This window comes from Streptomyces sp. NPDC025638 (assembly GCF_055558775.1).
Map to the genome: position 1 here is coordinate 12,195 of NZ_JBVHLX010000042.1, position 15,043 is coordinate 27,237.

Annotated in this window: 2 protein-coding genes; both read right to left on the reverse strand. The window is 73.5% G+C overall.

Annotated elements, in window-relative coordinates:
• Positions 1 to 12: 12 nt before the first annotated feature.
• Positions 13 to 10,722, reverse strand: a complete 10,710-nt coding sequence (locus ACZ4EG_RS45490; protein ID WP_467794892.1) for a type I polyketide synthase — start codon at positions 10,720 to 10,722, stop codon at positions 13 to 15.
• 71 nt (positions 10,723 to 10,793) lie between these two features.
• The coding region (locus ACZ4EG_RS45495) for a type I polyketide synthase (RefSeq protein WP_467794893.1) at positions 10,794 to 15,043 on the reverse strand (4,250 nt) is incomplete at its 5' end.

Below are 15,043 nucleotides of genomic sequence, written 5' to 3' on the forward strand. Positions count from 1 at the left end.
GGCCTGCGCAGTTCAGGAGATGCCGAGTTCGTCGTCGAGGAGCTCGTACAGCTCTTCGTCGCTCGCCGAGCTGAGGTCGTCTTCGTCCTCGGCTCCGCCGGCGCCTCCCGGATCGGCCGGCTCGTTCCCGTTCCAACGGGCGAGCAGTGCCTGGAGACGCATGTTGATCTTGGTTCGGGTGACGTTGTCGATGCCGTCCGCTCCGGCGCCGTCGAGGGCGGCGGTGAGCCGGTCGAGCTCGTCGAAGACCGGCGCCGTCCCGGCCGTACCACCGGGGAGGTCCTTCAGCACCCGCTGCGCGAGCACCGCGGGCGTCGGGTGGTCGAAGGCCAGCGTCGCGGGCAACCGCAGGCCGGTGGCCTTGTTCATCCGGTTGCGGAGCTCCACCGCGGTCAGCGAGTCGAAGCCCAGGTCACCGAAGGCCTGGTCGGGCTGGACGGCCTTGGCCGAGCTGTGTCCGAGGACGGCGGCGACCTCGGACCGGACGAGGTCGAGCACGGCCTCTTCGCGCTCGCTCTCGGGCAGGCCCGCGATCCGCTGCGCCAGCGGTACGGAAGCCGCCAGGTCCGTACGCCGCGGCCGGCCGCCGACTAGCGCCTTGAGCAGCGGCGGCACGGGTGCGGTCGCGTGCCGCAGGGCTGCGAGGTCCAGCCGTGCCGCCACCACCAAGGGCTCCTGCAGCGCGAGCGCGGCGTCGAGGAGTTCCAGGCCGTCCTCGTCGGACAGCGGCAGCACGCCGCCGCGGGCGAGCCGGGTCCGGTCGGCGCCGCCGAGGGCGTCGGTCATGATGCCGGTGCGCTGCCACAGGCCCCACGGCAGCGACGCCGCGGGCAGCCCCTGGGCCCGGCGGCGCCGGGCGAAGGCGTCCAGGAAGGCGTTGGCCGCGGCGTAGTTGGCCTGGCCGGGTGTGCCGAGCGTACCCGCGAGCGAGGAGAAGAGGACGAACGCCGACACGTCGCCCGCCAGCTCGTGCAGGTTCAGCACCGCGTCGACCTTGGGGCGCAGCACCGTCTCCAGGCGCTCCGGCGTGAGCGAGCCGATCACGCCGTCGTCGAGGACGCCGGCCGTGTGCACCACAGCCGTCACCGGCGTGCCGGACAGCACCTCGGCGAGGGCGTCCCGGTCGGCCACGTCGCAGGCGGCCCAGAGCACTTCGGCCCCCGCGGCGGTCAGTTCTTCCCGGAGCTCCGCCGCACCCTCGGCGTCCGCGCCGCGCCGACTCATCAGCAGCAGGCTGCGCACGCCGTGTTCGGCGACCAGGTGCCGGGCGACGAGTCCGCCCAGGGCGCCGGACGCGCCGGTCAGGAGCACCGTGCCGGTCCCGAAGTCCGGGGTGGCCCGCGGGGCGTCGGCGGCGGCCCTGGTGAGTCGGGGCAGCAGGAGCGCGCCGCCGCGCAGTGCCGCCTGCGACTCCTCGGAGGCGACGAGCCAGGGGACGGCCGTCGCCGCGACCCGCTCTACGTCGGCGTTCTCATCGGTGTCGAGGAGGACGATGCGGTCCGGGTTCTCCGACTGTGCCGATCGGACAAGGCCCCACACAGCGGCCTGCACGGGGTCGCCCGCTGCTGGGTCGCCACCGGCGGCGACCGCGCCCCCGGTCACCAGCACCAGGCGGGCGGCCCGGTCCTCGGCCAGCCACCACTGGACCAGCCGCAGCACTTCGGCGAGGACATCCCGGACCCGCTCGGCATCGGTACCCGACCCGACGGGGCAGGGGACGACGACGGCGTCCGTGTCCGCCTGCGCCCCGGTCTCCGTCGCGGGGGCGGCGAGGAGGGCGGCGATGTCGTCGTGGGCCCGGACGACCGGCGTTTGCGCGTCGGCCGTGGCGGCGAGCGGTGCCCACTCCACGGTGAACAGGGAGTCCCGGGAACTGGTGCGCAGCTGCTCGGCCGACACCGGGCGCAGCGTCAGCGACTCCACCGACACGACGGGACGGCCCGTGCCGTCGGCGGCTTCCAGCCGTACCGCGTCTCCGCCGGCCTGGGAGAGCCGTACCCGCAGGCCGGCTGCTCCGGTTCCGTGCAACGTGACACGGGACCATGCGAAGGGCAGCAGGGGCCCGTCGGTAGCCGGTACGAGGCCGCCCGCGCCCAGCGCGTGCAGCGCGGAGTCGAGCAGGGCCGGGTGCACGCCGAACGCGTCCGCCCCCGCCTGCGCCTCGTCGGTGACCGCGAGTTCGGCGTAGACCGCGTCGTGGCCGCGCCAGGCGGCACGCAGCCTCTGGAAGAGCGGGCCGTAGCTCAGGCCGAGGTCCGCCAAGCGGTCGTAGAAGCCGTCCAGGTCCACCGGCTGGGCATCGGCCGGGGGCCAGCTGCTCAGGTCGGTGCCGGAGGGGGCTCCGCCGGTGGCCAGGACGCCGGTGGCGTTGCGGATCCAGGGGCCGTCCCCGGCTCGCGAGTGCACGCTCAGCGGGCGGCGGCCGGAGTCGTCCTGGGCGCCCACGAGGACCTGGAGCGCGACACCGCCGAGCTCGGGCAGCACCAGCGGTGCCTGCAGGGTGAGCTCCTCGACCAGATCGCAGCCGGTCTCGGCCGCGGCGTGGGCGGCCAGTTCCACGAAGGCCGTGCCCGGCAGCAGCACCCTGCCCAGCACCGCGTGGTCGGCCAGCCAGGGCTGGGCCCGCAGGGACAGCAACCCGGTCAGCAAGTGGCCGCCGGCGTCCGGCAGCTCCACCGCCGCGCCGAGGAACGGGTGGTCGGCGGCGTCCAGCCCGGCCGCTCGTACGTCACCGGCCGGGGCGCCCGCCTCCAGCCAGTACCGCTCGTGCTGGAACGCGTAGGTCGGGAGGTCGACCCGGCGCGCGCCCGGCAGGACGGCGTCCCAGTCGATGGTGACGCCGTGCACGTGGGCCTGGGCCAGGGCCAGCATCAGCCGGCTCCGTCCGCCGTCGCGGCGGCGCAACGTCGGTACGACCGCGGCGTCCGCGTCGGCAGCCTCGATGGCGTCCTGGATGCCCGCCAACTGGACAGGGTGCGGGCTGACTTCGACGAACACGTCGTGCCCGTCGGTCAGGGCGGCCCGGATCGCGTCGTGGAACCGAACCGTCTGCCGCATGTTGCGGTACCAGTAGCCGGAGCCGAGCTCGTCCGCGTCCAGCTTCCCGCCCGTCACCGTGGAGTAGAAGGGCACGGAGCCGGGGAGCGGGCTGATGCCGGCGAACCCCTCGCTCGCCTGTGCTTCGACGCGTTCGATCTGCGGCGAGTGTGCGGCGTAGTCGACGGCGACCTTGCGGGCCTGGATGCCCTCCTGTCGGCAGTGCGCGAGGAGTTCGTCGAGAGCGTCGGTGTCCCCGGAGACCACGACGGTGGCGGGCCCGTTCACGGCGGCGATGCCGAGGCGGCTGGTCCACCGGTCGACCAGTTCCCGCGCCTTCTCCTCCGGGAGCGTCACCGAGGCCATGGCGCCGTGGCCCTGGAGTTCGCGGACCGCAAGGCTGCGCCGCACCACGATGCGCGCTGCGTCCTCCAGGGACATTGCTCCGGCGATCACCGCCGCGGAGACCTCGCCCTGGGAGTGCCCGACGACCGCGTCGGGGGTCACTCCGAAGGAGCGCCACACCTCAGCGAGGGCGACCGTCATCGCCCAGAGCACCGGCTGCAGCACGTCGACCCGGTCCTGCTCGACCTCGGAGGTGCCGCGCAGCACCGCGGTCAGCGACCAGTCCACGTGCGGCGCAAGGGCACGCTCGCAGGCGTCGATCCGGTCGCGAAAGACCGGGGAGGTCTCCAGTAGTTCGGCGGCCATGCCCACCCACTGCGACCCCTGCCCGGGGAAGACGAAGACGGTCTTGCCGCCGGTGCGTGCGGTGCCGGTCACCACGCCGGGCGGCGTGGCGCCGCCGGCGACACCGGCCAGTCCCTTCCGAAGCTCCTCGGGGGTCTCCGCGACCACCACGGCGCGGTGTTCGAAGGCCGCCCTGGTCGTGGCCAGCGAGTACGCCGCGTCGGCCACCGGGGCCGCCTCGCCGTCGTTGTCACTGTCGTTGTCGTCGAGGAAGGACACGAGGCGGGCGGCCTGCGCCCGCAGCGCTGCTTCGGTCCTGCCGGAGAGCACCCACGGCACGGCCGCGACCGGGTCGGACGCCGGGGGCAGTTCCTCGGTCACGGGAGCCTGCTCGATGATCGTGTGGGCGTTGGTGCCACTGACACCGAAGGACGACACGGCAGCACGGCGCGGGCGGTCCGACGCGGGCCAGTCGACGGCCTCGGTCAGCAGCCGGACGTCTCCGGCCGACCAGTCGACGTGCGGTGTGGGTTCGTCGACGTGCAGGGTCTGCGGGAGCACTCCGTGGCGCATGGCCATGACCATCTTGATCACACCGGCGACACCCGCGGCGGCCTGCGTGTGACCGATGTTGGACTTCAGCGAGCCCAGCCACAACGGCTGTCCTTCGGGCCGCTCCTGACCGTACGTGGCGAGCAGCGCCTGCGCCTCGATCGGGTCGCCCAGCTTCGTCCCCGTACCGTGCGCCTCGACGGCGTCCACGTCGGCCGGCGTGAGCCCGGCGGACGCCAGCGCCTGCCGGATCACCCGCTGCTGCGCGGGGCCGTTGGGCGCGGTCAGACCGTTGGACGCACCGTCCTGGTTCACCGCACTGCCCCGCACAACAGCCAGCACGCGGTGGCCGTTGCGCTCGGCGTCACTGAGCCGCTCCACCAGCAGCAGGCCTACGCCTTCGCCCCAGCCCGTGCCGTCGGCACCGGCCGCGAACGCCTTGCACCGGCCGTCGGGCGACAGCCCGCGCTGCCGGCTGAACTCCACGAAGACCGTCGGGCCGGCCATGACCGTGACGCCACCGGCCAGCGCCATCGAGCACTCGCCGTTGCGCAGGGCCTGAACGGCCAGGTGCAGGGCCACGAGCGACGAGGAGCAGGCCGTGTCGATCGTGACGGCGGGGCCCTCCAGTCCGAAGGCGTAGGACACACGTCCGGAGGCGACGCTGCCGGAGCCTCCGGTGGTGAGCAGGCCCTCGACGCCCTCGGGCAGTTCGCGCGGGCCCTGGCCGTAGTCGTGGTACATCAGGCCGGTGAAGACACCGGTCCTGCTGCCCCGAATCGTCGCCGGGTCGATCCCGGCGCGTTCGAACGCCTCCCAGGACGCCTCCAGCAGCAGTCGCTGCTGCGGGTCCATCGCCAGGGCCTCGCGGGGGCTGATGCCGAAGAAGCCGGCGTCGAACTCGGCCGCCTCGTGCAGGAAGCCGCCATCGCGCGCGTAGGTCTTGCCGAGGCGCTCGGGGTCGGGGTCGTAGAGCCCATCGACGTCCCAGCCGCGGTTGTCCGGGAACCGGGAGATGCCGTCCCGGCCGGAGGCCACCAGCCGCCACAGGTCCTCCGGCGAGCGCACCCCGCCCGGGAGGCGGCAGCTCATGCCGACGATGGCAATCGGCTCGTCGGCGGCGGCCGCGGTCTGCCGCGCCGCGGCCCTGGCCGTGACGGCGGGGGTATCGCCGAGGAGTTCGGTGCCGATGTGTCGGGCGAGGGCGGCGGGGGTGGGGTGGTCGAAGACGAGGGTGGCGGGCAGGCGCAGGCCGGTGGCGGTGGACAGCCGGTTGCGCAGCTCCACGGCCGTCAGCGAGTCGAAGCCCAGGTCCTGGAAGGTGTGCGCGGGCTGTACGGCCCGGGGCGAGGAGTGCCCGAGCACGGCGGCGGCCTCGGCCCGGACCAGTTCCAGGAGGGCCTCGTCGCGCTCGTCGCCGGCCAGCCCTGCGAGGCGTTCGGCCAGGGATCCGGTGGCGGCTCGCTGGACGGTGCCGCGCATGGAGAAGCGGACGAGTCCGCGCAGCAGAGCGGGTACGGTTCCTGCCGCCCGGTTCCGCAGGGCGGCGGTGTCGAGGCGGACCGGTACGAGCACGGGCTCGTCCGAGGCGAGTGCCGCGTCGAACAGCCGCAGGCCGTCCTCGGTGGGCAGCGGCAGGACACCGGAGCGCGCCATCCGCGACCTGCCCGCCTCGTCGAGGGCGTTGGCCAGGGCGCCCTCCTGCTCCCACAGGCCCCACGCCAGCGAGACCGTGGGCCGCCCCTCGGCGCGGCGGCGCCAGGCGAAGGCGTCCAGGAAGGCGTTGGCCGCGGCGTAGTTGCCCTGGCCTGGGTTGCCGAAGACGCCCGCGGCGGAGGAGAACAGCACGAACGTCGTGCTCTCGCCGGTGAGTTCGTCGAGGTTGAGCACGGCGTCGGCCTTGGGCGCGAGGACGGCGTCCACCCGCTCCGGGGTCAGCGCGGCGATCACGCCGTCATCGAGGACACCGGCGGTGTGCACGACGGAGTCGACCGGGGTGGCGGCCAGCAGCCGGGCGAGGGCGTCATGGTCGGCGAGGTCGCAGGCGGCCCACGTCGCTTCGGCGCCGAGCGCGGCGAGTTCGGCCTTCAGGTCCGCGGCGCCCGGCGCGCTTGCGCCCCGGCGGCTGACGAGCAGCAGTTGGCGCACGCCGTGTCCGGTCACCAGGTGACGGGCGAGGGTTTTGCCCAGCGCGCCGGAGGCCCCGGTGAGCAGCACGGTGCCGAGGCCGGAGGCTGCGCCCTCGGCGAGGCCAGGGGCAGCGTCCACGGCGAGGCCAGGGGCTGCTTCGTCCGCGGGGCCGTTGGCCGCGTCCTCCGTTGCCGGGGAGGCGACGCGGGCCAGGCGCGGTGCGCCGGCCTTCCCTTCGCGGACGACGACGTGGGGCTCGCCGGACAGCACGACGCCGGGCACGAGCGCGGCCGCCTCGTCCGGGCGGTCGGTTTCGAGCAGCACGATCCGGCCGGGGTTCTCCGCCTGGGCCGAGCGCACCAGTCCGCCCGCCGCGGCGTGCGCGAGGTCGTCACAGCGCGCCACGACCACGAGGCGCGACGTCCGGTCCTCGGCGAACCAGCGCTGAACCAGCCGCAGCACCTCGGTGGTGACCGCACGGACCCGCTCGGCCTCGGTCGCCCCTTCCGGGCCGTCGGGGCACGGGACCACGACCACGTCCGGCTGCGACGACCCGTCGGCCTCAGCCAGTGCGGCGATGTCCGGGACGCACGCTACCGCCGTCCCGTCCCCGTGGTCGGAGGGCAGGGTCAGCGGCGCCCGCTCGACGGTGAACATCGCGTCGCCGGAGCGCTTGCGGAGCTGCTCGGCCGACACCGCCCGCAGTGTCAGCGACTCGACGGACGCCACCGGCTCGCCGGCGCCGTCGGCCACCAGCAAGGACACCGCGTCCGTACCGGCCGGCGCCAGCCTGACCCGTACAGTGGACGCGCCCGTGGCGCGCACGGACACCCCGGACCAGGCGAACGGCAGGAGCGGCCCGTCCGCTTCGGCCACGAGGGGGCCGTCCGCACCGCCCGAGCCGATCGCGTGCAGCGCCGCGTCCAGCAGCGCCGGGTGCAGGAGGAAGGAGCCGGCGTCCGTGCCGTCGGGGAGGGCGACTTCCGCAAAGACTTCCTCGCCCGCGCGCCAGGCGCTCCGCAGTCCACGGAACGCCGGTCCGTAGGCCAGGCCGAGGGCGGCCAGCCGGTCGTAGAAGCCGTCGAGGCCGACCGGTTCGGATCCCGTCGGCGGCCACGCCGTGAGCGCCTGGGCGGCGGCCGCGGTGCACGCCTCTTCGGTCCCTTCGGTGACGAAGCCGGTCGCGTGACGGACCCACGGCAGGTCCGCGTCGTCCTCGGGGCGCGAGTGCACGGTCAGCGGCCTGCGGCCGGTGCCGTCGGCAGCGCCGACCCACACCTGAACCGCGACGCCGCCCTGCTCGGGCACCACCAGGGGCACTTCGAGGATGAGGTCCTGCAGCAGTTCGCAGCCGGCTTCGTCGGCTGCGCGCACGGCCAGTTCGACGAACGCGGTGCCCGGGAGGAGCACGGTTCCGAGCACGGCGTGGTCGCTGAGCCACGGATGCGTCCGCAAGGACAGCCGGCCGGTCAGCAGCCGCTCGTCGCCACCGGCCAGGGAGACGGCGGCGCCCAGCAGCGGGTGGTCGGCCGAGCCCAGGCCGACGGCGCGAACGTCACCGGGAGCGGCCGGTAAGGCGTCGAGCCAGTAGCGCTCGTACTGGAAGGCGTAGGTGGGCAGGTCGACGCGGCGGGCGCCGGGGAAGATTGCGTGCCAGTCCGGGGAGACGCCGTGTGCGTGCAGTTCGGAGACGGCGGCGACGAGTGCGGCCCGCTCGGGGCGGTCGGCGCGCAGGGCGGGCACGGTGACCACGTCGTCGTCCAGGCAGCCTTGGGCCAGGGCGCTCAGCACGCCGCCCGGGCCGATCTCGACGAACGTGGTCACGCCCAGGTCGTGGAGAGTCCGGACGCCGTCGGCGAAGCGGACCGCTTCGCGGACGTGCCGGACCCAGTACTCGGAGGTGTAGGGCTCGGCCAGGCGGCCGGTGAGGTTGGAGACCACCGGAATCCGCGGCTTCTCGAAGGTCAGCCCGCGGACGACCTGTGCGAACTCCTCCAGCATCGGATCCATCAGCGGTGAATGGAACGCGTGGCTGACCTTCAGCCGGGAGGTCTTGCGGCCCTGCTGCCGGAAGACCTCGGCGATTGCGGTGACCGCGTCCTCGGCTCCGGATACCACGACGGACCGCGGACCGTTGACCGCCGCGATGCCGACGCCGTCGGTGAGGTGCGGAAGGATTTCGTCCTCGGTGGCCTGGACAGCGATCATTGCCCCGCCGGCCGGCAGCGCCTGCATGAGGCGGGCACGGGCGGACACCAGCTTCACGGCGTCGTCGAGCGACAGCACCCCGGCCACGTGCGCGGCCGCGATCTCGCCGACCGAGTGACCGGCCACGTAGTCCGGCTGGATGCCCCACGACTCCAGGAGCCGGAACAGCGCCACCTCGACCGCGAAGAGTGCAGGCTGGGCGGCGCCCGTGCGGTGCAGTTCTTCCGAGTCGACGTCGACCGCGGCGTCGAGGTGCGCGCAGATCTCGTCATACGCGGCGGTGAACGCCGGGTAGGACGCGTACAGCTCGCGCCCCATGCCCAGGCGTTGCGATCCCTGCCCGGAGAAGAGGAACCCGACGCGCCCGCCGGTGCCGGAGAGGCCGCGCACGACACCAGGGGCCGGGGAGCCTGAGGCCACGGCCCGCAGCCCTTCGGCGAGTTCCGCCGTCGTCTCGCCCTGGACCACCGCGCGGTGCTCCAACGCCGTGCGCGTCGTGGCGAGCGAGAACGCCACGTCGAGCGGAGGGACTTCGGCGTCCGTGCGGGACAGCAGGCGTTCGGCCTGCGCGCGCAGGGCCTCCTCGGTCTTGCCGGAGATCACCCACGGCACCGGTCCGCCCTCGGCCGGGCGCGCGGCCTCCGGGGCGACGGCCTCGGCACTCTCCGCGCCTTGCTCGGGCGCTTGAGGGGCCTCGGCGTCCTGTGTGAACGCTTCGGCCGACGGGGCTTCCTCGATGATCGTGTGCGCGTTGGTGCCACTGATCCCGAAGGAGGAGATGCCGGCCCGGCGCGGCTGGTCCGACGCCGACCAGGTCGTGCGCTCGGTGAGCAGCCGTACGGCGCCCGCCGACCAGTCGACGTGCGGGGACGGCGCGTCGACGTGCAGCGTGCGCGGCAGCTCGCCGTGGCGCATGGCCATGACCATCTTGATGATGCCCGCCACACCGGCCGCGGCCTGGGTGTGGCCGATGTTGGACTTGATCGAGCCCAGCCACAGCGGCTTGTCGTCGGGACGGCCCTGCCCGTACGTCGCGAGCAGCGCCTGCGCCTCGATCGGGTCGCCGAGCCGGGTGCCCGTGCCGTGCGCCTCCACCACGTCGACCTGTGCGGTGGTCAGCTGGGCGGCGGCCAGGGCCTGGCGGATCACCCGCTGCTGGGAGGGGCCGTTGGGGGCGGTCAGACCGTTGGACGCACCGTCCTGGTTGACGGCGGAGCCCCGGATGACCGCGAGGACCTCGTGTCCGTTGCGGCGGGCGTCCGAGAGGCGTTCCACGAGCAGCAGGCCGACGCCCTCGCCCCAGCCGGTGCCGTCGGCACCGGCCGCGAACGCCTTGCAGCGGCCGTCGGGTGCCAGCCCGCGCTGGCGGCTGAAGCCGACGAAGGTGGCGGGGCCGACCATCGCGGTGACGCCACCCGCCAGGGCCAGCGAGCACTCGCCGCCTCGCAGCGACTGGACCGCCAGGTGCAGGGCCACCAGGGACGACGAGCAGGCCGTGTCGACCGTGACGGCCGGACCTTCGAGCCCGAAGGTGTAGGCCACCCGGCCGGAGGCGACACTGCCCGAGGTACCCGTCCCCAGATAACCCTCCAGGTCCTCCGGGGTGTTCTGGAGGGCGGCGAGGAACTCGTGGTTCATCACGCCGGCGAACACACCGGTCCTGCTCCCCGCCAGCGAGGCGACATCGATGCCGGCCCGTTCGAAGAGCTCCCACGACGTCTCCAGCAGCAGCCGCTGCTGTGGGTCCATGGCGAGCGCCTCGCGGGGCGAGATCCCGAAGAGCCCGGCGTCGAACCGCGCCGGGTCGCGCAGGAACGCGCCCTCGCGGGCGTAGCTGGTCCCGCGGGACTCCGGGTCCGGGTCGTAGAGCGCGTCCAGGTCCCAGCCGCGGTCGGCGGGGAACTCCGAGACGGCGTCGCGGCCGCCCGCGACCAACTCCCACAGATCCTCGGGCGAGTCGACCCCTCCCGGGTAGCGGCAGCTCATCCCGATGATGGCCACTGGCTCCCCGGCGGCGTCCTCGTAGTCACGAAGGCGCCTCCGGGTCTCCTGGAGATCTGCGGTGACTCGCTTCAGGAAATAACGGAGCTTGTCCTCGTTCGCCACCGAAATCGTCCCTCACCCCTGCGAAGACTTACCGGAATTCGACAAGGGGTCACCGGGACGCGCCGGAGCGGTCAGGAAATCCCGAATTCCTTGCCGAGCAGATCGAATACTTCGTCGTCCGTGGCCGATTCCAGATCACTGCCGCCCATACCAGGGCCTTCCTGAGCCGGCGCCTTGCCGAATTCACCGGCAATTGCCAACAGGCCCTGGAGCTTTGACAGGATCCGGTCGCGAGCTTCACTCGCTGCCAACTTCGTGACCAATTCTTGTTCGACCCTGTCCAGATCGGCAAGTAGGGAATCCACTAGGGCTGGTTCGACCGCCCCCGCCGTCTCCATGGACACATGACGGGCCAGGAGAGCGGGTGTTGGATGGTCGAAGACCAGCGTCGCGGGCAGCCGCAGCCCGGTGGCCTTGTTCAGCCGGTTGCGCAGTTCGACGGCCGTGAGGGAGTCGAAGCCCAAGTCCTGGAAGGCGTGTTCCGGCCGGACCGCACGGTCCGACGCGTGCCCCAGGACCGCGGCCACCTCGGCCCGGACCAGGTCCAGCACGGTCTTCTCCCGCTCGGCCTCCGGCAGCCCCTCCAGGCGCTCGGCCAGCGAGGACGCGGAGGGAGCTGCGGCGGCCTGCGCGGTCCTCCGGGCGGCCGCGGCCGGCACGAGGGCGCGCAGCACCGGCGGTGCCTCACCGGCGCGCAGCGCGCCGGTGTCGATACGGACCGGGGCGAGTACCGCCTCGTCCGAAGCCAGTGCCGCGTCGAACAGCCGCAGCCCCTCCTCAGGCGGCAGCGGCAGCACGCCGCTGCGCACCATCCGTGCCCGGTCGGCCTCGGCGAGGCCGTCCGTCATCGCACCGGACTGCTCCCACACACCCCATGCCAGCGATGTGGCGGGCAGCCCCTCACGGCGCCGGTGCGCCGAGAAGGCATCGAGGAAGGAATTCGCCGCCGCGTAGCTCGCCTGACCGGCGCTGCCGACCATGCCGGCGACGGACGAGAACACCACGAAGGCGGCCAGGCCCATTTCCCGGGTGCACTCGTGCAGGTTCAGCACGGCGTCCACCTTGGGACGGAAGACCTCCCTCATCCTCTCCGGTGTGACCGAGGCGACGACGCCGTCGTCCAGAACACCCGCGGTGTGCACGACGGCCGACAGCGCATGCTCGCCGAGCCCGTCCAGCATTGTGGAGATGGCCTCCCTGTCCGCGACGTCGCAGGCCGCCCAGGTGACCTCTGCACCGTGTGCGGCCAGTTCGGCCTCCAGCTCGGCCGCACCGGGTGCGTCCGCACCCCGGCGGCTCGCCAGCAGGAGCCGGCCCACCTTGTGCTCGGACACCAGGTGCCGTGCGACGAGCGCGCCCAGCGCCCCGGAGGCACCGGTCACGAGGACGGTGCCATCGGCAAGGTCCGGTGTGCCGGTGGCGGTCCCGGTGGCCTTCACCAGGCGCGGTACGAACACCTCCCCGTGGCGAACCGCGAACTGCGGCTCACCGGACGCGAGCGCGGCGGGCAGCACACGGACCGCCTCGTCGGTGTCCTCCGCCTCCACCAGCACGATCCGGTCCGGGTTCTCCGACTGCGCGGACCGCACAAGCCCCCACACGGCGGCATGAGCCAGATCGCCCGGACGCGTCACCAGGGCCAAACGCCCCGCACGCTCCTGCGCCAACCACCACTGCACCAACGCCAGAACCTCACTCGTGGCGCTGTGCACGCGGTCGGCGGTCTCCGTACCGGACCCCGCCGCGCACGGAACGACCGTGACAACCGCGACATCGGGAAGGGCAGGCTCGGCGGACAGAGCGGCCAGGTCCGCGTAGCTCCGTACGTCGAGCCCGGCGGCAGCGTCAACCTCAGTGAGGGGCGCCGGCCGCCATGCGAGGCCGAACAGCGAGTCGCCGGCACGCCTGCCGGAGCCGCCCGCCGCGAGCATTTGCTCGCGCGACACCGGCCGCAGCGACAGCGAGCCGACCGTGGCCACCAGACCACCGGAGGCGTCGGCCACCGTCAGCGACACCGCGTCCGTACCCGTGCGAGAGACCCTGACCCGCAGCGCCGTCGCCCCCGCGGCACGCACACCCACTGCGGACCAGGCGAAGGGCAGCAGCGGCCCGTCGGCGACGGGGACGAGCCCGCCCGCGCCGATCGCCTGGAGCGCCGCGTCCAGCAGCGCCGGATGAACGGCGAACGCGCCCGCCTCCGTGCCCTCGGGGAGGGCGACCTCGGCGAGGACGTCGTCCCCGCTGCGCCACACCGACCGCAGGCCCCGGAAGACCGGGCCGTAGCCCAGGCCGAGTCCGTCCAGGCCCTCGTAGAACCCGGTCAGGTCGACGGCCTCAGCATCCGCCGACGGCCACGCGCCGAGGTCCGCGCCGTGCGGCGGCTCGGGCAGCGCGTCCGTCAGGAAGCCGACCGCGTGCCGCACCCACGGCGCGTCGTCCGGGGCATCCTCCAGTCGCGAGTGCACGCTCAGCGCGCGCCTGCCCGGCTCCTCCTCGGCCCCGACCCACACCTGCACGGCCACACCGCCGCGGTCCGGGACGATCAGCGGTGCTTCCAGCGTCAGGTCCTCGACCTGTGCACAACCGGCCTCGTCGCCCGCACGCACCGCCAGCTCCACCAGTGCGGTACCCGGCAGCAGCACGCTGTCCATGACCGTGTGGTCGGCGAGCCAGGGGTGCGTCCTGAGCGAGAGCCGCCCGGTGACCAAGAACCCGCCGGCGCCGGGCAGCGCGACCGCCGCACCGGCCAACGGGTGATCCGCCGCACCCAACCCGACTCCGGTGGCAGCGGCTCTGCCGGTGAACTCCTCGGGCGCTTCCAGCCAGAAGCGCTCGTACTGGAAGGCGTAGGTCGGCAGGTCGACACGCCGGGCGCCCGGGAAGACCGCCTGCCAGTCCGGGGAGACGCCATGGACGTGAAGCTCGGAGAGCGCGGTGACGACGGCCTGCGGCTCGGGGCGGTCGGTCCGTACGACGGGGACGGTGACGATGTCGCCGTCGAGGCAGTCCTGGGCGAGGGCGCTGAGGACGCCACCGGGGCCGATCTCCACGAAGGTCGTCACGCCCAGCTCGTGGAGAGTCTGCACGCCGTCGGCGAAGCGCACCGCTTCACGGACGTGCCGCACCCAGTACTCGGGGGTGTACGCCTCGGCCAGGCGGCCGGTGAGGTTCGAAACGACGGGAATCCGCGGCTCGTTGAAGGCCAGACCACTGACGGCCTGCGCGAACTCCTCCAGCATCGGATCCATCAGCGGTGAATGGAACGCGTGACTGACCTTCAGACGGGACGTCTTACGACCCTGCTCGCGGAAGGCCTCGCCGATGGCGACGACCACGTCCTCGGCACCGGAGACCACGACCGACCGCGGACCGTTGACCGCCGCGATGCCGACGCCGTCGGTGAGATGCGGCAGCACCTCGTCCTCGGTCGCCTGGACGGCGACCATCGCCCCGCCGGCGGGCAGGGACTGCATCAGCGCGGCACGGACGGACACCAGCTTCGCCGCGTCCTCGAGCGACAGCACCCCGGCCACGTGCGCGGCCGCGATCTCGCCGACCGAGTGACCGGCCACGTAGTCCGGCCGGATACCCCACGATTCGAGCAGCCGGAACAGAGCGACCTCGACAGCGAAGAGCGCGGGCTGCGTCGAACCCGTCTGGTTGAGCTCCTCCGAGTCGACGTGGACGGGCGCGTCCAGAAGCGCGCACACCTCGTCGTACGCCGTGGCGAACACGGGGTATGCCTCGTACAGCTCGCGCCCCATGCCGATCCGCTGCGAGCCCTGACCCGAGAACAAGAACCCGGCCTTGCCGCCGGTGCCCGGTTCGCCCAGGACGACCCGGGTGGACGGGGATCCTGCGGCCAGCGCGCGGAGCCCTTCCAGGACTTCGTCCCGGTTCTCCCCCACCACGGCGGCCCGGTGCTCCATGACCGAGCGCGTGGTGGCGAGCGAGAAGCCGATGTCGGCCGGCGGCAAATCCGTGTCCGGGGCCAGGGACAGCAGGCACTCCGCCTGTGCCCGCAGCGCCGCCTCGGTCCTGCCCGACAGCACCCACGGCACGACCGCGCCGGAGCCGGGCGCGGGCGGCAACTCCGCCGAAGCGGGAGCCTGCTCGACGATCACGTGGGCGTTGGTGCCGCTGATACCGAAGGACGACACGGCGGCACGACGCGAGCGGTCCGAGGGCCAGTCGAGGGCCTCCGTCAGCAGCCGGACATCGCCGGCCGACCAGTCCACGTGCGGCGTCGGCTCGTCGACGTGCAGGGTCTGCGGCAGCACACCGTGCCGCATCGCCATGACCATCTTGATCACACCACCGA